The 18,757-nt window shown below is 63.6% G+C and carries 15 protein-coding genes; 3 read left to right on the forward strand and 12 right to left on the reverse strand.

Annotation, left to right across the window (positions count from 1 at the left end):
* Window positions 1–24: 24 nt before the first annotated feature.
* Together BSG08_RS09555 and BSG08_RS09560 are read right to left on the reverse strand one after the other, a co-directional pair.
* Window positions 25–810 (reverse strand): ABC transporter permease, encoded by a 786-nt coding sequence (locus tag BSG08_RS09555; RefSeq protein WP_093035717.1) that lies wholly within the window; start codon window positions 808–810, stop codon window positions 25–27.
* The gene (locus BSG08_RS09560) at window positions 810–1,676 is read right to left on the reverse strand and encodes an ABC transporter permease (protein ID WP_093035720.1); all 867 of its coding nucleotides are present in this window, start codon (window positions 1,674–1,676) and stop codon (window positions 810–812) included. Before BSG08_RS09560 ends, BSG08_RS09555 begins: the two co-directional genes overlap by 1 nt.
* A gap of 100 nt (window positions 1,677–1,776) precedes the next feature.
* Here BSG08_RS09560 and BSG08_RS09565 point away from each other — a divergent pair, with 100 nt between their 5' ends.
* On the forward strand, window positions 1,777–2,745 hold the full coding sequence (locus BSG08_RS09565) for a LysR family transcriptional regulator (RefSeq protein WP_093035723.1): 969 nt from the start codon (window positions 1,777–1,779) through the stop codon (window positions 2,743–2,745).
* 171 nt (window positions 2,746–2,916) lie between these two features.
* A complete protein-coding gene (locus BSG08_RS09570; RefSeq protein ID WP_175544747.1) occupies window positions 2,917–4,578 on the forward strand; it encodes a Na/Pi cotransporter family protein in 1,662 nt (553 codons plus the stop codon).
* Between the two features lie 274 nt (window positions 4,579–4,852).
* Here the strand turns inward: BSG08_RS09570 and BSG08_RS09575 are convergent, their stop codons facing one another.
* The 5 genes from BSG08_RS09575 to BSG08_RS09595 form a co-directional block, all read right to left on the reverse strand.
* A complete protein-coding gene (locus BSG08_RS09575; protein ID WP_245770648.1) occupies window positions 4,853–5,680 on the reverse strand; it encodes a hypothetical protein in 828 nt (275 codons plus the stop codon).
* 92 nt (window positions 5,681–5,772) lie between these two features.
* On the reverse strand, window positions 5,773–6,309 hold the full coding sequence (locus BSG08_RS09580; RefSeq protein WP_245770649.1) for a winged helix DNA-binding protein: 537 nt from the start codon (window positions 6,307–6,309) through the stop codon (window positions 5,773–5,775).
* On the reverse strand, window positions 6,279–7,583 hold the full coding sequence (locus BSG08_RS09585) for a TRAP transporter large permease (RefSeq protein ID WP_093035729.1): 1,305 nt from the start codon (window positions 7,581–7,583) through the stop codon (window positions 6,279–6,281). The genes BSG08_RS09580 and BSG08_RS09585 overlap by 31 nt, the downstream gene beginning before the upstream one ends.
* Window positions 7,573–8,133, reverse strand: a complete 561-nt coding sequence (locus BSG08_RS09590) for a TRAP transporter small permease (RefSeq protein ID WP_093035732.1) — start codon at window positions 8,131–8,133, stop codon at window positions 7,573–7,575. The genes BSG08_RS09585 and BSG08_RS09590 overlap by 11 nt, the downstream gene beginning before the upstream one ends.
* A 62-nt stretch (window positions 8,134–8,195) precedes the next feature.
* The gene (locus BSG08_RS09595; RefSeq protein ID WP_175544748.1) at window positions 8,196–9,170 is read right to left on the reverse strand and encodes a TRAP transporter substrate-binding protein; all 975 of its coding nucleotides are present in this window, start codon (window positions 9,168–9,170) and stop codon (window positions 8,196–8,198) included.
* Window positions 9,171–9,287: 117 nt separating this feature from the next.
* Here BSG08_RS09595 and BSG08_RS09600 point away from each other — a divergent pair, with 117 nt between their 5' ends.
* On the forward strand, window positions 9,288–12,893 hold the full coding sequence (locus tag BSG08_RS09600) for a hydantoinase B/oxoprolinase family protein (RefSeq protein ID WP_093036004.1): 3,606 nt from the start codon (window positions 9,288–9,290) through the stop codon (window positions 12,891–12,893).
* On the opposite strand, the gene BSG08_RS09605 is transcribed toward BSG08_RS09600, so the two are convergent.
* Genes BSG08_RS09605 through BSG08_RS09625 form a run of 5 tightly spaced genes read right to left on the reverse strand, consistent with a single transcriptional unit; the run spans window position 12,890 to window position 18,737 of the window.
* Window positions 12,890–14,167 carry an amidohydrolase family protein gene (locus BSG08_RS09605; protein WP_093035735.1) on the reverse strand — a complete coding sequence of 426 codons (1,278 nt, stop codon included), beginning with the start codon at window positions 14,165–14,167 and terminating at the stop codon, window positions 12,890–12,892. The two genes, BSG08_RS09600 and BSG08_RS09605, sit on opposite strands and share 4 nt — an antisense overlap.
* Window positions 14,167–15,111 carry an ABC transporter permease gene (locus BSG08_RS09610; RefSeq protein ID WP_093035738.1) on the reverse strand — a complete coding sequence of 315 codons (945 nt, stop codon included), beginning with the start codon at window positions 15,109–15,111 and terminating at the stop codon, window positions 14,167–14,169. The genes BSG08_RS09605 and BSG08_RS09610 overlap by 1 nt, the downstream gene beginning before the upstream one ends.
* A 3-nt stretch (window positions 15,112–15,114) precedes the next feature.
* Entirely contained in the window at window positions 15,115–16,164 is a 1,050-nt protein-coding gene (locus BSG08_RS09615; RefSeq protein WP_093035741.1) for an ABC transporter permease, read from the reverse strand.
* A complete protein-coding gene (locus BSG08_RS09620) occupies window positions 16,154–17,701 on the reverse strand; it encodes an ABC transporter ATP-binding protein (RefSeq protein ID WP_093035744.1) in 1,548 nt (515 codons plus the stop codon). The genes BSG08_RS09615 and BSG08_RS09620 overlap by 11 nt, the downstream gene beginning before the upstream one ends.
* A gap of 1 nt (window position 17,702) precedes the next feature.
* Window positions 17,703–18,737, reverse strand: coding sequence for a BMP family protein (locus BSG08_RS09625; protein ID WP_093035747.1), 1,035 nt, complete (start codon window positions 18,735–18,737; stop codon window positions 17,703–17,705).
* Between the last annotated feature and the right edge of the window lie 20 nt (window positions 18,738–18,757).

Here is an 18,757-nt window from a genome sequence, read left to right on the forward strand (position 1 = left end):
CTTGTTTTCGGGTTGTGACGGTTCTCAACTGCCGCCTTTCATGGCTAGTTTCCGGGCCACTGCCGCCCCCAGCAGCGGCAGGCCCACGGTCATCACGATCATCACCGTGCCCAGTGCGTTGATCTCGGGGCTGATCGAATTGCGCAGCATCGAGAATATCTGCGTCGGCACGGTCTCGACCCCGCCGGGTTTCCAGAACAACGTGCCGGTGATGTCGTCGAAACTGATGGTAAAGGCGAAAAGCGCGCCTGCCGCCACGGCGGGCAGCATCAGCGGCAGGGTGACGGCGAAAAACGTCTGCACCGGACTTGCCCCAAGGCTCAGCGCCGCCTCTTCCACGTCACGCTTGATACTGACCAGCCGCGCCTGCACCACAAGGATGACGAAGGGCAGGGTGAATATTACATGTCCCGCCAGCAGCAACGCAAAACTCTTGCCGATGCCCAGCCAGTTGAGAAACAGCAAGAGCGCCACCGCCAACACCACCTCGGGCACCAGAATGGGCGCGATCAGCAGCGTGGTTATCGCATTGCGGCCCGGAATGCTGTAACGCACCAGCGCGAGGCTCGCCAGAATCCCCAGCGTGGTGGAAATCGCCGCCGTCATCAGCCCCAGCACGACCGAGGTGCGAAAGGCGCGCATCACCGCGTCATTGTTCCACAATTCCTCGAACCAGCGCAGCGACACCCCCGTCATCGGGAAACTGCCGAACTGATTGGCGTTGAACGACAGCAGAACCACCACCGCCACCGGCAGGAACATGAAACCGTAAACCAGCACGGTCCAGATGCGGATCGCCTGCCAGCCCATCAGCCCAGCCCCTTCGCCAGCTGCGCCATACCCAGATAACGGTTATAGATCGCCACCAGCAGGCCCAGCACGATCAGCAAGAGCAGTGACAGCGCCGATCCCAGCGGCCAGTTAAGCTGTGTGATGATTGCCTCGAACACCAGATTGGCGAACATCGCATCGCGCGGTCCACCGAGGATCACCGGCGTGATATACGTCCCCGCGCCCAGCACGAAACACAGCAATCCGCCCGCCGCCAGACCCGGCAGCGACAGAGGCAACGTCACTTGGGTAAACGCCTCCCACCGCGTCGCACCTAGCGAATTCGCCGCATCCTCCAGATTGGTGTCAATCCCCTCCAGGCTGACATAGACATTCAGCACCATGAATGGCAGCAGGAAATGCACCAGCCCCAGAATGACCGTCGCCTCGTTATAGAGCATCTGGACAGGCGAAGAGATCACGCCGGCATACAGCAACAGCGTATTCAGCGCCCCGGATGTGCCCAGGATGTTGATCCAGCTCATCGTGCGGATGATGTAGCTGATCCAGAACGGTAGCATCAGCAGCAACAGCAGGATCATCTTGTTGCCCTTCGAGCGCGCGATGAAATAGGCCGCCGGATAGCCCATCAGCGCGCAGATCACCGTCGTGATCGCCGCGATTTTCAGCGTGTTCAGCAGGATGTCGCGGTAGAAACGGTCGCTCAGCGCCTTTTGCCAGTTGTCGAGGTAGAACCCGACCTGATCCGCCCCCATGGCAGAGCGCAGCCAGAAGGAATAGACCACGATGAACATCAGCGGAATGAGCAGGAGCAGCAGCACCGCCGCCAACGCGGGCGACAACAGAATCCACGGCTGCCTCGCTTCGCGGGCCTCGACCGACATGCACCTCCCCTTTGCGTAGTGCCCGTAATCTCCGGGCTTGCGACAAGCGTGCAAAGCGGGCAATCATTAATCAAATAGATAATAGGAATTGTGACAATAGATGTCCTCTATAGAAGATCGCAACACCCCCGAACGCATCATGCGCGAGATGGATTGGAACCTCCTGCGCACATTCGTGACTCTCGCCCAATCGCACTCTGTCACCGACGCCGCCCACCGCCTGCGCCTCACCCAACCCTCGGTCTCCACCGCGCTGAAAAGGCTGGAGGACCGCGTTGGCAAACGGCTTATCCATCGCTCTCCGGGTCACTTTGCCCTGACCGAGGCGGGCGAGGTGCTCTATCGCGAGGCACTCGACATCCAGGGTTCGATCCTGCGCCTCTCGACCCTCATGCGCGACATGACCGATGAGGTGACAGGCCATGTGCGCGTGTCGCTCGCCTCTCACGTCATCTGCCCGCTGTTCGATCAGGTGCTGGCCGAATTCCACACCGAGAACCCCCGCGCGACGCTCGCCATCGAAGTGCATTCCTCCGCGCTCGCAATAGAGACTGTTTCGGCCCGTTCCGCCTCTTTTGCCATCTGCCTCGTGCATCAGCGCAACCCGAAACTGGAATATCTCCGGCTCTATCGCGAATTCTTCGGCCTGTTCTGCGGCCCCCCGCATCCGCTGTTCGGCCGCCGGGATCTGACCCGCGCCGACCTTGCCGGTCACTCCGCCGTCAGCTTTGAAACCGACCGCCTGCAGGACGCGTTGAAACCCGTGACCCTGATGCGCGCGCAGGCCGAACTGGGCGACCAGATCATCGCCACCTCCAGCCACCTCGAAGAGGTCCGCCGCATGATCATCGCCGGTCTCGGCGTCGGCCCCCTGCCCCTGCATGTCGCGGCGCGCGACGTGCGCGACGGCGTCCTGTGGCAACTGCCGCCCTACGACCAGACCGCCCCCATCGACGTGCATGTGGTCTGGAACCCGCGCGCCGTGCTGAACCGCGCCGAGAAATGGCTGCTCGACCGCCTGCTCGCCCGGATCGAGGCCACGCCGATGGAAGAACGTACCTATCGCTGAGCCTCAGGGCGCATCAGCCCCCATCCCGCGATCCCGCCGCAAATCCTGTCATATTTTCTACACAAAACTGTTACAAAACGCCCGATCACCCCCGCATCCCCTTGCATCGCCCCCCGAGGCGCGGCAATCTGCGATGCTTCTTGCCCTGTCCCAAGCCATTGGATCGCCAAGTTGGACTCTCCGAACCTGACCGTGTTCTTCCTCCAGATCGCCGGCGCCGCCGCCCTGCTGATCTGGTCTGTCCGGCTGATGCGCACCGGGGTTGAACGCGCCTTTTCCGCGCAACTGCGCCTCTGGCTGCGCCGCTCCGGACAGAGCCGCCTGCTTGCCGCCATCACCGGCGCCGCCTCGGCCATGGCCCTGCAAAGCTCGACCGCCGTGGCGATCCTGACCGCCAATTTCGTGGCCTCCGGCGGCATCGCGGTGGCGGCGGGGCTGGCGATCCTGCTCGGCGCCGATCTTGGCTCGGCGCTGGTGGCCAAACTGCTTCTGGCGCGGCAGACATGGCTCATCCCGGTGCTGCTGCTGCTCGGCGTGGTGATGTTCCTGCGCGGCCACCAGAAACGCATCCGCCAGGGCGGGCGCATCCTGATCGGCCTCGCACTCATCTTCGTATCGCTCGACATGCTGCGCATGGCCACAGCCCCCCTGACCGACAGCACCGCCGCCGTCGTCGCCATGCAATACCTGGCCCGCGACACGCTCACCGCTTTCATCATCGGCGCGCTCTTTGCCTGGCTGGTGCACAGCTCCGTCGCCGCCGTGCTGCTCTTTGTCACCCTTGTCCTGCAGGGGCTGATGCCGCTGCCCGCCGCCACGGCGCTGATCCTCGGGGCCAATCTGGGCGGCGCTTTCATCGCCTTTGGCCTCACACTTGCCGCCGATATCGACGCGCGCCGCACGATCCTTGCCAATCTGGTGCTGCGGGGTGGCGGTGCGGCGCTGACGCTGGCGCTGCTCACCGCCTTTCAGCCGCCGCTGGGCTGGCTCGGGCCCACGCCCGCGCAACAGGCCATTCACCTGCACATCGCCTTCAACCTCGCCCTCGTCGTGCTGATCCTGCCGCTGAGCGGCCTCGCCGCCCGCGCCGCGCAGGCGCTCCTGCGCCCCCCAGCGCGCGCCGCCACGCTCGATCATCTTACCGCCCTCGATCCCGCAGCACTCGACAATCCCGACCGCGCGCTCTCCTGCGCGACCCGAGAGGTGATCCGCATTGGCGAAACCGTCGAGGCGATGCTGCGCCCCATGCCCACCCTCTACACCACATGGGACGAAACCACCGCCGAGGCCATCGCCAATAGCGACCGGACCCTGCGCAAGCGCCATTTCGACACCAAGCTCTACCTCGCCCAGCTCAACCGCGCCGGGCTGGACGAAGAGCGCAGCCAGCGCTCGATGGATCTCTCCACCATCGCCGCCAATCTCGAGGCCGCAAGCGACGCCATCGCCACCACCATGCTCGGCCTCGCCCGCCGCCTGAATACCGAAGGCGTGCATTTCTCCCGTCCGGGCTGGGAAGAGATCTGCGATTTCCACGACCGCGTGCTGGCCAACGCCCAGCTTGCCCTCAACGTGATGATGACCCAGCACCCCGACGACGCGCGCGACCTCGTGGCCGAAAAGGACAGCATCCGCACCCTCGAACAACAACTGCAACGCGCCCACCTGGGACGCCTCCGCGAGGGGCTGACCGAGAGCATCGAGACCAGCAACATCCACCAGGAAACCCTGCGCGCCCTCAAACAGGTCAACACCGCCTTCACCATGGTCGCCTATCCGATCCTCACCGAAACCGGAGACCTCTTGTCGAGCCGGATATCGGGGAGGGCGTGAGGGGGGGAGTGCCGGTGATGTGTCTTGGGGTGATTGACGGAACTCAACCCGGAGTGGACGGTCGGACCATTGGTATTCTCTGGCGCAACATCCGACACGAAGGGTGGGAAGCGGACGTCCGCTATGCACAAGCCGAAGCGAAGCTTGATGCTTCAACCGCTGTCGGCTGTTCGTAGCGTGGACCTCAGGAGGTAGGGGGCGTGAGTCCGAAGCATGCCACACCCCACCGCACTCCCGTAAGGTTTCGCCTCTGAACCGTACAGATTGCCTCGCGTCAGGCCCGTCGTATCAGCGGGCCCATGATCAGCGGGGTCAGGTACATCGGCACCTGGTAACAGCCGATGAACAACAGCAATGCGGCCCCGGTCTCGGGTGGTAAGGCCCCGAGAAACAAAACTAAATTCCGGTTCCCGGCGATGATGGCAAGGGCCGGGGCTGCCTGTCTCCTCGTTCCGCACCGCAGCGCCAGCAGCACCCCGATCTGCACCCCGAAATTCAGCGCGAACGCGACCGCAAGAGTTATCCAGAGATCTGATTTTGCTTGAAAAATTGCCGGTCCAACAGCGGACATGATGCCGACAACCACCACTGCCATCGTCAGCGTAATCACCCCCTCGATCGTTCTCTCGCCGTCGACGGTCTGGAAAAAACTCACTGTTTTCCGTAACTTGACCCCAACTCCCCCGGCAATCGTGATCACCAGTAACAACTGCCCCGCCGCCTCTGCCACCACCCCCGGCGCCCCGAACACCGGCATCAACCAGAACACCGGCAGCACCGTCAGCGGTAAAAATGCAGTCCCTACAATGAGTTGCCGCAAGGCAGGCGTCGGATCGCCGCCCGACATGATGGTCAGGCCCGGACTGCCCGTCAACGGCGCTGCCGCCAGAACCAGCACCACCCCGACCCCCAGAACAGACCCCATCCCCCCCACCATCCACAATCCCGCAACCGCCACCAAGGGCAACCCGACCTGCATCAGCAGCGTGATCCCCAGATAGCCCGGCAATGCCCTTCGGTCTGGAAATGCGCGCAACACGTCAACCCGCAAGGTACTAAGAAACAACAGGAAAACGACCAGCGGGAAGATCACGGTCGCCACTGCCCGCGCCAGTCCCGGAGCCAGGATACCAACCACAAGACCAAGGACAAGCACCAGCCGCCCATGCCGCGCCAGGGCACACAACACTGCCGTCACAGCGCCGCCGCCCCCCGCGCCGCCTGATCATAACTCCCAGACAAGGTTCGCAAAAGTGCAGCCAGCCTCGACAGCTCCGCCTTGTCCAGCCCCAGCTGCTCGACCGACCGGATCAACAGCGCATCGCGCACCTTGCCATATTGCGTGCAATAGCTCTGGCCATCCGCCGTAATCGCCACGGTTTTCTCCTTGCCATTTCGACCGGGCGTCACAAGTCCGTGTTTTTCCAGTTTTTTCACCGCGTAGTTCACCAGATGCGTATCCTCGATATTGAGCACCAGACAGATATCCGCCAGGCTCTTGGGCCGCGCCCGGTGATGCACCAGATGCACGATCAGCACCTCCAAAGGTGTCAGCCCCGGCATCCCCGCCGCCGTCATGCAACGTACCACCCAGCGCTGAAAGGCATTGTTGGCCATGGTCAGCGCGAATTCCATCTCCGACAGCGCCGGCAGCCCGGATTTGGCCAGATGCGCCGAGGACACGACCGGGCCAAACCCGCTCAGCGCGCCAGCATCGTCTGAGGGATCCATAGCGCAATCTCCGGAAACAGGGTCAGAATGGCGGTGGCCAGCACCAGCAGCAGAAAGAACGGAAAGGCATGGCGCGCGATCTCGAAAATGCTGCGCCCGGTTATGGATTGCAACACGAAGAGGTTGAATCCCACCGGCGGAGTGATTTGACTCATCTCCACCACCAGCACAAGAAAGATGCCGAACCAGATCGGGTCTATTCCGGCAGCCAGCACCATCGGCAGAATGACCGAAGTGGTCAGCACCACGATGGAAATTCCATCCAGAAACATCCCCAGCACGATAAAGAACACCACCAGCGCCGTCAGCAGCGCATGCGCCGAATAGCCCTGTTCCCCGATCCAAGAGGCCAGCGCGCGGGGAATGCCGGTATATCCCATAGCCACCGTGAGGAACGCCGCGCCCGCGAGAATAAAGGCGATCATGCAGGTGGTGATCGTGGCCCCCCTGAGCGCAGCCCATGTGCTCTGCCAATCGAGCGAGCGACCGAGCGCGGAGAGGATCAGCGCGCCCAGAACCCCGACAACAGCCGCCTCGGTCGGCGACGCCAGCCCGGCGTAGATAGAGCCGATGACCGCGACGATCAGCAGGATCGTCGGACCCAGCAGGACCACCGCCCGCAGCTTTTCCGCCCATGTGGTTGCGGGTTCTGTCGCCGGCATCCGGTCGCGATGCGTCACCGCCCAGAGCATCGTGTACCCCGAGAACAGCGCCGCCAGCAACAGCCCCGGCCCGACTCCCGCCAGGAACAGGCGCGCGATGCTCTGTTCGGTCGCCGCTCCATAGACGATCAGGATGATCGAAGGCGGGATGAGAAAGCCGAAAGTGCCCGAACCCGCCAGCGTACCGATGATCATCCGGTCGTCATAGCCGCGCCTGGTGAGTTCCGGCACCGACATGCGCCCCACCGTCGCGGTCGTGGCCGCGGACGATCCCGACACGGCGGCAAAGAGCGCACAACCGAAGATGTTGGCATGCAATAGCCGCCCCGGCAGCCGCCCGGTCAGCGGCGCGAGGCCAGAGAACATGTCCGATGACAGCCGCGAGCGGAACAGGATTTCGCCCATCCAGATGAACATCGGCAGCGCCGTCAGATCCCAGATATTGAGCGCCCCCCAGACCTTGGTACCGAATACCAGCTCGGCAGGCGCGTTGCTGGCCAGCATCATCGCCGCCAGCCCGACCGCGATCAGCGCGAAACCGACCCAGAGGCCGAGCGCCAGAACGCCAAACAGCACGACCACAAGGATCAGCGAGAGAAATTCAATGCCCATCCTGCGTCCCCTTCTCGGCCTCGGCGCGCAGGAACGCCGCATCCTGCCCGCGCAGGACAACGATCAGTTCGTCGCAGAGCGCCAGCCAGAACAGGCCCAGCCCCAGCACCATGACCCCCTGCGGCACCCAGAGCGGGAATTTCGCCATGCCGAATGAAACCGCGCTGAACGTCCAGGAGTCCCAAGCCTGTACCCAAGCGCTGTAGAGCGCAAAACCGCACAGCCCGAGCGCGAGCATCAGCACCAGAGTGGCCAGCATCCGCTGCGGCACAGGCCCCACGGACCGCGCCAGGATCGTCACCCGCACATGCCCGGCGGTGCGCAGTGTGCCCGCCAGCGCCAGAAACGCCGCGCCCACGAACAGAAACCCTCCCAGTTCTGACAGAGAGGTTATGGCGATGCCCACCGGTTCCTGTCCCATGGCCAGCATCGTCTTGTCGATCACCCGGCCCAGAACCTGCACCAGCACCAGCACCGCGATCGCCACCAGCGCAAGAGCGGCCAGCACGAAACCCGCGCCGTAAAGACGGTCAAGCAGCCTGCGTATCATGGCGCGGCCTCCTTTCGATGAAGCCGGACGCGAGGGGAAAAGGCCCCGCGCGCCCGATGCGCTCAGCGCGCCTGATAGGCCGACAGGATTGCAAGGCCCGCGTCACCCGCGCTGGCCTTCCATTCCTCGGTCATGGTCGCACCGATCTCGCGCAGTTCGGCGGCCAGCGTGTCGGAGGGGGCCGACACCTGCATGCCGTTTTCCTTGAGCGTGGCGATCTTGGCTGCGGTTTCCTCGCGCGACATCTGCCAGCCGCGCGCCTCGGCCGCAGCCGCGGCTTCGCGCAGCGCCTCCTGCTGATCCTCGGGCAATGCCTCGAAGGCACGGGTATTCACGAATACCATGTTCTTCGGCAACCAGGCTTGGGTATCAATGTAATGGCTCACGAAATCCCATGCCTGCGACGAAACACCCGTCGAGGGCGAGGTAATCATCGCCTTGACGCGCGAGGTCGAGAATGCCGTGGGAATATCGCCTGCCTCCACTGTCGTGGGCACCGCGCCCATCAGTTGTGCCAGCCGCTCGGTCGCGGTGTTGTAGGCGCGAAAGCTGACACCTTTCATCTGTTCGATCGAGGTTACTTCCTCGGTCAGATAGAGGCTCTGCCCCGGCCACGGCACGGCAAAGAGCAGCGTCAGCCCCTGTTCGGCCAGCCTGGCACTGATCTGGTCGCGCGAAGCCTCCCAGAGCTTTTGGGCATCGTCATAGCTGGCGGCCAGAAACGGCACCGAATCAACCCCGAACACCGCATCCTCGTTGGCAAGCTGCGACATCAGAATTTCCCCGATGGGCGCCAATCCGCGGCGCACGGAATCGCGGATCTCGGGATGGGCATAGAGCGAACCCGCCGAATGCACGGTAATGGTCAGCTCTCCCTCGGTGGCGTCGGCCACGTCATCGGCGAATTGCATGATGTTCTGGGTGTGAAAGACGGAATCGCCATAGGGCGTCGGCATATCCCATGCAGTCTGCGCCGCAACGGCGCTGATCCCGGCGGCAAAGGCACCGGACAAGGCAAGCGTAAAGAGGTGTTTCATTCTGTTCTCCCTGGTTTAGCAGTTCCGACCGGTTGTTGCCCCGGCTCAGCGAAAGCTTGACGGAGCACTTATAATTTGTCAACAAAATGTAAATGACACATGGCGGGGCATGGCAAGATGAGCAGAACCTGGGATTTCTGGATCGACCGGGGCGGCACGTTCACCGATGTGATAGGGCGTGACCCGGACGGGGAAATGCACCCGCTCAAGCTGTTGTCGGAAAATCCTGACGCCTATGACGATGCCGCCATCGAGGGTATCCGCCGCCTGCTTGGCAACACCATAGACGCTACACGCATTGGTACGGTGCGGATGGGCACGACCGTAGCCACCAACGCGCTGCTGGAACGCAAGGGCGATGCCACCGTCCTGCTGATCACCCGTGGTTTTCGCGACGCGCTGCGTATTGCCTATCAGGCTCGACCGGATATCTTTGCCAAGGAAATCCTGCTGCCCGAACAGCTCTATTCCCGCGTGATCGAGGTGCCCGAGCGGCTGCGCGCCGATGGCTCGGTCGAGACCGCGCTCGACATTGTGGGTATCGCCGACGATCTGGCCGAGGCCCGCGCCGCAGGCATCAATGCCGCCGCCATCGTGCTCATGCATTCCTGGAAAAATCCCGCGCATGAACTGGCCGTGGCGCAGGCGGTGCGCGATGCGGGTTTCTCTCAGGTTTCGGTCAGCTATGAGGTTTCGCCCCTGATCAAACTGGTGGGGCGTGGCGACACCACCGTTGTTGATGCCTATCTCTCGCCCATCCTGCGCCGCTATGTGGCGCGCGTGGCCGATGCGCTTGGCGCGACCCCACCCGGAGAACCTGGTCCGACACTGCAATTCATGATGTCCTCGGGGGGCCTTACCGCTGCGGAGCGGTTTCAGGGCAAGGATGCGATCCTGTCAGGGCCCGCAGGCGGTGTCGTGGGCATGGCACAGACCGCAGCGCTTGCGGGTTTCGACAAGGTCATCGGCTTTGACATGGGCGGCACCTCGACCGATGTGGCGCATTACGCCGACGGCTATGAGCGCGCCTTTGACACAGAGGTTGCGGGCGTGCGCATCCGCGCGCCGATGATGCGGGTGCATACTGTCGCCGCCGGGGGCGGTTCGGTCCTGCATGCCGAACCGGGGCGCTTTCGTGCCGGTCCCGACAGCGCGGGCGCACATCCCGGTCCGGCCTGCTATCGCAACGGCGGGCCACTCACCGTTACCGACGCCAACGTAATGCTAGGCAAGCTCAACCCCGATTTCTTCCCCGCCATCTTTGGCCCCGGTCAGGATCAGCCGTTGGATCGCGATGCCGTCGCCACCCGTTTCGCCGAAATCGCAGCAGAGGCGGGCGAGGGCAAATCACCCGAAGAGGTAGCCGAAGGCTTCATCCGCATCGCAGTCGAGAACATGGCGAATGCGGTCAAGAAGATATCTGTGCAGCGAGGCTATGACGTTACTCGCTACCTCTTGAATTCCTTTGGCGGCGCAGGCGGACAGCATGCCTGTCTCGTGGCCGACGCTCTTGGCATGGAGCGGGTTCTGATCCATCCGCTGTCGGGGCTGCTGTCGGCCTATGGCATCGGCCTCGCGCGGGTCAGCGCCTCGCGCCAGCAGATGGTGGTCGAGACGCTTGACGAGGATAGCAGCAAGATCATCGTCAGCGTGCTTGACGATCTCACCGATCAGGTGATGCAGGAAATGAAGGCGCAGGGCGTTGCAGAGGCAGAAACCCACCCGCGCCTCCATCTGCGCTATGACGGTACCGACACCGCCCTGCCCGTGGCCTATACGACCCCGGCACAGGCGCGCGCCGATTTCGAGACGGCGCATCTGGCGCAGTTCGGCTTTACCACGCCTGACAAGCGCGTGATCATCGACAGCGCCGAGGTCGAGGCGGTGGATGCCACGGCCCCCGCCGCACCGGAAGGCGAACGCGAATGCCACGCCACCGAGGCACGCACCGACATCCGCACCCGGCTTTTCAGCAATGGCGGCTGGACCGAGGCGGGCATTTTCCGCCGCGCCACCCTGACCCCCGGCAACACCGTCACCGGCCCGGCGCTGATCATCGAGGACAACCAGACCATCGTGGTCGAACCGGGCTGGCGCGCCGAAATCACCGCACGCGACCATGTGCTACTCACCCGCCACAAGAAGGCGGCGCGCGACATGGCCATCGGCACCACCGCGGCCGATCCGATCCTGCTGGAGGTCTTCAACAACCTCTTCATGTCGATTGCCGAACAGATGGGTGTGACGCTCCAGAACACCGCACAATCAGTGAACATCAAGGAACGGCTCGACTTCTCCTGTGCGGTCTTCGACGCCGACGGCGCTCTGGTCGCCAATGCCCCGCATATGCCGGTCCATCTGGGTTCCATGGATCGTAGCGTCGAAACGGTCATTCGCCTCAACGCGGGTGATATCCGCCCCGGCGATGTCTTTGCATTGAACGCCCCTTATAATGGCGGCACGCATCTGCCCGATATCACCGTGGTCACACCGGTCTTTGACGAGGGCGGGGAAGCCATCCTCTTCTGGGTCGCCTCGCGCGGTCATCATGCCGATGTAGGCGGAACCGCGCCCGGCTCGATGACGCCGCTTGCGACCACGGTGAACGAAGAGGGCGTGCTGATCGACAATTTCCGGCTGGTCGAACGCGGTCGATTCCGCGAGGCCGAACTGCGCCGGGTGCTCAGCGAACATCCCTATCCCTGCCGCAATGTGGATGTGAACGTGGCCGACCTCAAGGCGCAGATCGCCGCAAATGCACGCGGCATCAACGAGCTGCGCAAGATGGTCGCCAATTTCGGTCTCGACGTGGTGCAGGCCTATATGGGCCATGTGCAGGATAACGCCGCCGAGGCGGTGGCGCGGGTGCTGGAAAAGCTGTCGGACGGATCGTATGAATATGAAACCGATACTGGCCAGGTGATCCGGGTTAGCATCACCGTGGACCGCAAAGCACGGCGGGCGACGGTGGATTTCACGGGCACGTCAGAGACGCAAGCCAACAATTTCAACGCGCCAGAGCCGGTAACACGCGCCGCCGTGCTCTACGTGTTTCGCGTCATGGTCGAGGCTCCGATTCCGATGAACGCAGGCTGCCTGCGCCCGATCCGCATCATCGTGCCCGAAGGCTCGATGCTCTCACCTCGCTACCCGGCGGCGGTTGTCGCGGGCAATGTCGAGACATCTCAACACGTGACCAACGCACTCTTTGGCGCGATGGGGGCGATGGCGAACTCCCAGGGCACGATGAACAACCTCACCTTTGGTAATGACGAGTTCCAGTATTACGAGACGATTTGCTCCGGTTCGCCCGCCGGGCGGTTCAACGACGGGCGGCTGTTCGACGGCACCTCCGGCGTGCATGTCCACATGACCAATTCGCGGCTGACCGACCCGGAGATCCTGGAGCTGCGCTTTCCCGTGCTGCTGGAGGGTTTCAGCCTGCGCCCCGGATCTGGTGGCAAGGGCGCGCGCGCCGCCGGGGACGGCACCCGACGCACCATCCGCTTTCTCGAACGGATGGATTGCGCGATCCTCTCGTCGCATCGCACCCGCCCGCCGCAGGGCATGGCGGGCGGGTCGCAGGGTGAGGCGGGCCGCACCGAGATTCGCCGCCTGTCGGGCAGGGTAGAGGTGCTCAAGGCCTGCGATCAGACCGTGCTGGAACCGGGTGAGGCGGTGACGGTGATTACACCAACCGCCGGAGGCTTTGGCCCGGTTTAACCCGCCGGATGCCGCCGCCGCACCGATCCGGGCCGGCCCGGAATATCCAGCACCGCATCGCCTCGTGGCGTTCGGGCGATCACCCGTCCCCTGGACACCACCGCCAACCGCGCCGCACGCAGACGCAATGCCTCGACCGGATCGCCCGCATCGAGCACCACGAGCGAGGCGATTGCGCCAACATGCAGGCCATAATCCTCGAGTCCGAGGATGCGTGCATTCTGGTACGTCACCATATCGAAACAGCGCCGCATCTCATCTGGGCTACTCATCTGCGCCACATGCAGCCCCATGAAAGCCACATCGAGCATGTCCGCCGTGCCCAGAGAATACCAGGGGTCGCGCACGCAATCCTGCCCCCAGCCCACGGTGATGCCATGCGCCTGCATTTCCCTGACCCGCGTCAAGCCGCGCCGTTTCGGGAATGTGTCGTGCCGCCCCTGCAACATGATGTTGATCAGCGGATTGGGGATCGCGGCAACGCCTGCCTCTGCCATCAGCGGCAAGAGCTTGGACACATAGTAATTGTCCATCGAATGCATCGAGGTGAGATGGCTGCCCGCCACCCGGCCCTGTAGCCCCAGACGCTGCGTCTCATGGGCCAGCGTCTCGATATGGCGGCTATGCGGATCGTCGCTCTCGTCGCAATGCATGTCGACGCGAAGGCCCCGCGCCGCCGCAATCTCGCAGAGTTCGCGGACCGAGGCCGCGCCATCAGCCATGGTACGTTCGAAATGCGGGATGCCACCGACCACATCAACCCCCATATCAAGCGCGCGCAACGTATTGGCGCGCGCCGTCGGGTCGCGGTAGAACCCGTCCTGCGGAAAGGCCACGAGTTGCAGGTCGATATAGGGTTTGACCTTTTCGCGCACTTCCAGCATTGCCGCCACGCCCTTGAGGCTGTCGTCGCAGGTATCGACATGGCTGCGGATGGCGAGGAGGCCCATCGAGGCCGCCCAGTCGCAATAGGCGAGCGCCCGCGCGACCATTTCCTCCTGCGTCACAATCTGCTTCAGTTCGCCCCAGAGGCCGATCCCCTCCAAGAGCGTGCCGGAGGCGTTGATACGCGGCAGGCCGTAACTGAGCGTGGCGTCGAGGTGGAAATGCGGATCGACAAAGGGCGGGCTGATCATATCACCGGTGGCGTCGATCACCTCGCCTGCTTCGGCACCGTCCAGCCTGCCTATGGCGGTGATGCGGTCGCCGGTGATCCCGATATCGGCAACGGTTCCATCCGGCAGCGTGCCGCCCTTGACGATCAGATCGAACATCAGCGTTCTCCCTTGTTGAACGGCACCATGAGGGCGGCGGGCACCTCGGCACGGCGTGACATGGCGATGAGCGCCAGAATCGACAGCACATAGGGCGTCATCAGGAAGATCTGATAGGGTATGTCCGCGCCCAGTGATGTCTGCTGCACCCGAATTTGAGCCGCGTCAAAAGCGGCAAAGAGCACGGCCCCCAAGAGCGCCTTGCCCGGTTTCCACGCGCCGAACACCACCAGCGCGATGCAGATCCAGCCGCGCCCGTTGACCATCTCGAAGAAGAAGCTGTCAAACGCCGACATGGTCAGGAACGCGCCGCCCACCGCCATCAGCCCCGACCCCACGATCACCGCCCCCATGCGTAACCCCGTCACTGACAGCCCCTGCGCCGCCACCGCCGCCGGGTTCTCGCCCGCCGCGCGCAGCGCCAGGCCCAGAGGCGTGCGGTAAAGCACGACGCTGACAACACCCACCAGCACAAAGGCCAGATAGGTCAGCGGTGTTTGGGAGAATAGAGCGGGACCAATCAGCGGGATATCGGACAGCAGGGGGATTTCCCACGGTTTGAAGGCCGCGATCTTGGGCGGGCTGGTCACCTCTGGCAGGGCCAGGCGATAGGCGTAATAGGTGGAGGACGTGGCCAGCAGTGTCACCCCCAGCCCCACCACATGCTGCGAGAGGCCAAAGGGCACGGTGAGCAGGCTGTGGACGAGGCCGAAGAGCATCCCCACCGCCATTGCCACCGCCACCCCGGTCCACAGCCCCGCGCCGGAATAGACCGCCATCCACCCGGCAAAGGCGCCTGCCACCATGATCCCCTCGATCCCGAGGTTGAGCACGCCTGCACGCTCGCAGATCAGCTCTCCCAAAGTGGCAAAGATCAGCGGGCTGGCAATCCGGATCGCGGCGGCCCAAAAACTGGCCGAGAGCAGGATATCAAATAGATCCATCGCCTATTCCCTCACCACCCGGAACCGCGTCAGCAGGATCGCCAGCACCATCAACAGCAGCGCCGTGGCCAGCATGATATCCGCCAGATATGTGGGCACCCCCACCGCGCGGCTCATGCTGTCGGCACCGACAAAGATCCCAGCCACGAACAGCGCTGCCGCCACCACGGCAAGCGGATTGAGCAGCGCCAGCATCGCCACGATGATGCCGGTGTAGCCAAAGCCTGGGCTGAGATCGAGCGTGAGGCTGCCCTTGAGCCCCGCCACTTCTGAGAACCCGGCCAGTGCTGCAAGCCCCCCCGAAAGAAGCGCGGTCTTGATCAGCACTGCATTGACCGGAATCCCCGCGAACCGCGCCGCCTCGCGGTTCAGCCCCACAGCGCGCATCTCGTAGCCCAGCGTGCTGCGCCGCTCGATGACCCAGACCACGCCCGCCGCGATCAGCGCCAGCGCAAAGCCCCAATGCAGGCGCAGCCCCTCGACAATCCGCGGCAGCCGCGCCTCGGCCACGACCCGCTCGGATTTGGGCCAGCCCATGCCCATCGGATCCTTGAGTGGCCCTTCAAGAAGCAGGGAAATGAACAAGAGGAAAATGAAGTTGAAAAGCAGCGTCGTGACCACCTCATCAACACCAAACCGCACCTTGAGGATTGCGGGCACCAGCAGAACCAGTGCTCCCGCCAGCATCGCCGCCAGCGCCAGAACCGGCAAAAGCGCCCCCGCTTCCCAGGGCAGCGCACCGGTGCCCAGCACCACCGTCATCAGCGCCCCTGCATATAGCTGCGCCTCGGCTCCGATATTCCAGAACCGGGCGCGGAACGCCACCGCCACTGCAAGCCCGGTAAAGATCAGCGGTGTGGCGCGGTTGAGTGTCTCCAGCAGGGCGAATTTCGATCCCGCCGCGCCCTTCAATATCAACCCCAGCACGGCAAAAGGATTGGCCCCCGCCAGCATCGCAAGGGCCGAGGCCACCACCACCGTCGTGGCAATCGCCAGAACGGGCGGCAGCGTGCTACGCGCGAAACCGGGGTTGGCAATCGGTTCAAGACGCATGTGCCAGCCCCTCGTCAAACCCGTGCCCGGCCATCCATACGCCCAGATCGGTAGGCGTCATGCTGCCGCGTGCGAATTCGGGCGACAACCGCCCTTGGGACATTACATGGATCACGTCCGACAGCGCCATGATCTCGTCCAGATCCTCGGAAATGAGCAGCACCGCAGCACCCCGGTCGCGCGCCTTGAGCAATTGTTCATGCACATAGTTCACCGCCCCGATATCGAGGCCGCGAACGGGCTGATTGGCAAGGATGATGCGCGGCGCGGCTTCGAGCACGCGGCCAAGGATCAGCTTTTGCATATTGCCGCCAGACAAGAGCCTGATGCGCGTGTCCGGTCCCGGACACCGCACGTCATAGCCCCTTATGATGGCTTGCGTCTCAGCCTCTGCCTGCCCCCAGTTCATCCAGCCGTTCCGGCTCATCGGGGGTTTGTGATAGCTTTCGAGGACCGCATTCTCGGTCAGCGTGAAATCGGCGATGGTGCCGGTCTTGTGCCGATCTTCGGGAATGCGGGCAATGCCATGCTCAACTGCTACGCGCGGCGACCATCGGTCTCGGGTCTGCCCGTCCAGATCAAGCCGTCCGCTCTCGGGAACGCAGAGGCCGCCAATCAGATCGGCCAGCGCCGCCTGTCCGTTGCCCGACACGCCCGCCAGCCCGGTGATCTGCCCCGCGCGCAGGGCCAGCATCACGCGCTTGAGCCCGGGCGCATTACCCCGGTCGGGCGTGCTGACATCGCTCAGCCGCAGCAGCGCCGCGCCGGGGTTTCCGGGGGCCACTCTGGGCGCGCTGATCTCGCTGCCCACCATCGCGGCGGCCAACGCATGCCGGTCGGTGTCGGCTGTGGCCATTTCCGCCACCACACGGCCATGTCGCAGGACCACGATCCGATCCGAGATATCCATCACCTCGTGCAGCTTGTGGCTGATGAACATGATCGACAGCCCCATCGCCACCGCCTTGCGCAGCGTGGCAAAGAGATCGACGGTTTCCTGCGGGGTCAGCACGGCGGTGGGCTCGTCGAGGATCAGAATCCGTGCCTCACGGTAGAGCGCCTTGAGGATTTCCACCCGCTGCCGTTCACCCACGGTCAGACTGCCGACACGGGCGTCAGGATCGACCGTCAGTCGGAAATCCCGCACCAGATCGGCAAGCCGCGCCCGTGCCACGCTCTGATCGGATCGCCACCGCCAGAGCGGTTCGGTTCCCAGCGTCACATTTTCCAGCACGGTCATGTTATCGGCCAGCGTGAAATGCTGATGCACCATGCCGACACCCGCCTGAAGCGCGGCGCGCGAATTTCCGGGCGGCAGATCGCGGCCCATGACCTCAACCCGTCCCTCGTCGGCCGTATATTGACCAAAGAGGATATTCATCAGCGTGGTCTTGCCGGCGCCATTCTCGCCCAGAAGCGCCACAACCTCGCCACGTCGCAGATCAAGGCTCACCGCGTCATTTGCGGTGAGCGCGTCGAAACGCTTGGTGATCCGGTCGAGGCGCAGAACGACCTGCGCCGCCTCTGCGCCTGTCATATCAGGAGGATTTCGGCTCTTCGTCGTTGATCTCGACAGTAAAGGTGCCTGCCTTGATCTGCGCCTCACGTTCTGCCACCAGCGCCATGGCCGCCTCGGGCACCTTGCCCTCGAATGTACCAAGCGGCGCCAGGGAACAGCCCCCCTCCTTCATGAAGGAATAGACGCCGTAATCGGCGGCGGCGAAATTGCCCGCGTTAACGGCGGCAATCGCGGCATCCAGCGTCGGCTCGAAATGCCAGAGCGCGGAGGCCACCACCGTCTCGGGGTAATCCGCCTGGGTGTCGATCACGTTGCCGATGGCCAGCACACTTTTTTCCTGCGCCGCGTCGGATACGCCAAAACGCTCGGCATAGAGCATGTCTGCCCCGCCTTCGATCATCGCGAAGGCCGTTTCCTTGGCCTTGGGCGGATCGAACCACGAACCGATAAAGCTGACCTGAAAACGGATATCCGGGTTCATCTCGCGTGCGCCTGCCATGAAGGCGTGCATCAGGCGGTTCACCTCGGGAATCGGAAAGCCGCCGACCATGCCGACATTGGCGGTCTCGGTCATTGCGCCCGCAATGATCCCTGACAGGTAGGAGGCGTCCTGAATATAGTTGTCGAACACCGCGAAATTGGGCAGCGCCGGATCATGTTTGAAACTCGATCCCATCAGAAACGCGATGTCTGGGTAATCGGCGGCCACCTCGCGCGCCTCCTGCTCGACGGCAAAGACCTCGCCGATAATCAGCTTGTAGCCTTGTTCCGCATACTCACGCATGACGCGGGCGTAATCGGTGTTGCTGACATTTTCCGAGTAAACATAGTCCACATCGCCGCGATCCTGCGCGGTGGTGGCGGCCTTGTGGATGCGGCTCACCCACTGCTGTTCGACGGGCACGGTATAGATGCCTGCGGTTTTGATCGGCTCTGCGGCGCGTGAGGCCGTGGGCAGGCCGGATGTGCTGACCGCCAGCGCAGCCCCGGCAGAGGTGGCAAGAAACCGGCGGCGCGAGAACGGCGGAACATGAAGCGGTGTCGGGCGGGTCATGGCAGTCTCCTTGTTGGACA

The organism is Roseovarius azorensis, from assembly GCF_900109455.1.
GTDB lineage: Bacteria > Pseudomonadota > Alphaproteobacteria > Rhodobacterales > Rhodobacteraceae > Roseovarius > Roseovarius azorensis.

Coding starts and splice junctions, on each gene's coding strand:
- BSG08_RS09625 (WP_093035747.1), bottom strand. CDS start 18,737: ATGACCCGCCCGACACCGCTTCATGTTCCGCCGTTCTCGCGCCGCCGG.
- BSG08_RS09560 (WP_093035720.1), bottom strand. CDS start 1,676: ATGTCGGTCGAGGCCCGCGAAGCGAGGCAGCCGTGGATTCTGTTGTCG.
- BSG08_RS09555 (WP_093035717.1), bottom strand. CDS start 810: ATGGGCTGGCAGGCGATCCGCATCTGGACCGTGCTGGTTTACGGTTTC.
- BSG08_RS09620 (WP_093035744.1), bottom strand. CDS start 17,701: ATGACAGGCGCAGAGGCGGCGCAGGTCGTTCTGCGCCTCGACCGGATC.
- BSG08_RS09590 (WP_093035732.1), bottom strand. CDS start 8,133: ATGATACGCAGGCTGCTTGACCGTCTTTACGGCGCGGGTTTCGTGCTG.
- BSG08_RS09580 (WP_245770649.1), bottom strand. CDS start 6,309: ATGGATCCCTCAGACGATGCTGGCGCGCTGAGCGGGTTTGGCCCGGTC.
- BSG08_RS09600 (WP_093036004.1), top strand. CDS start 9,288: ATGAGCAGAACCTGGGATTTCTGGATCGACCGGGGCGGCACGTTCACC.
- BSG08_RS09610 (WP_093035738.1), bottom strand. CDS start 15,111: ATGGATCTATTTGATATCCTGCTCTCGGCCAGTTTTTGGGCCGCCGCG.
- BSG08_RS09595 (WP_175544748.1), bottom strand. CDS start 9,170: ATGAAACACCTCTTTACGCTTGCCTTGTCCGGTGCCTTTGCCGCCGGG.
- BSG08_RS09585 (WP_093035729.1), bottom strand. CDS start 7,583: ATGGGCATTGAATTTCTCTCGCTGATCCTTGTGGTCGTGCTGTTTGGC.
- BSG08_RS09605 (WP_093035735.1), bottom strand. CDS start 14,167: ATGTTCGATCTGATCGTCAAGGGCGGCACGCTGCCGGATGGAACCGTT.
- BSG08_RS09565 (WP_093035723.1), top strand. CDS start 1,777: ATGTCCTCTATAGAAGATCGCAACACCCCCGAACGCATCATGCGCGAG.
- BSG08_RS09615 (WP_093035741.1), bottom strand. CDS start 16,164: ATGCGTCTTGAACCGATTGCCAACCCCGGTTTCGCGCGTAGCACGCTG.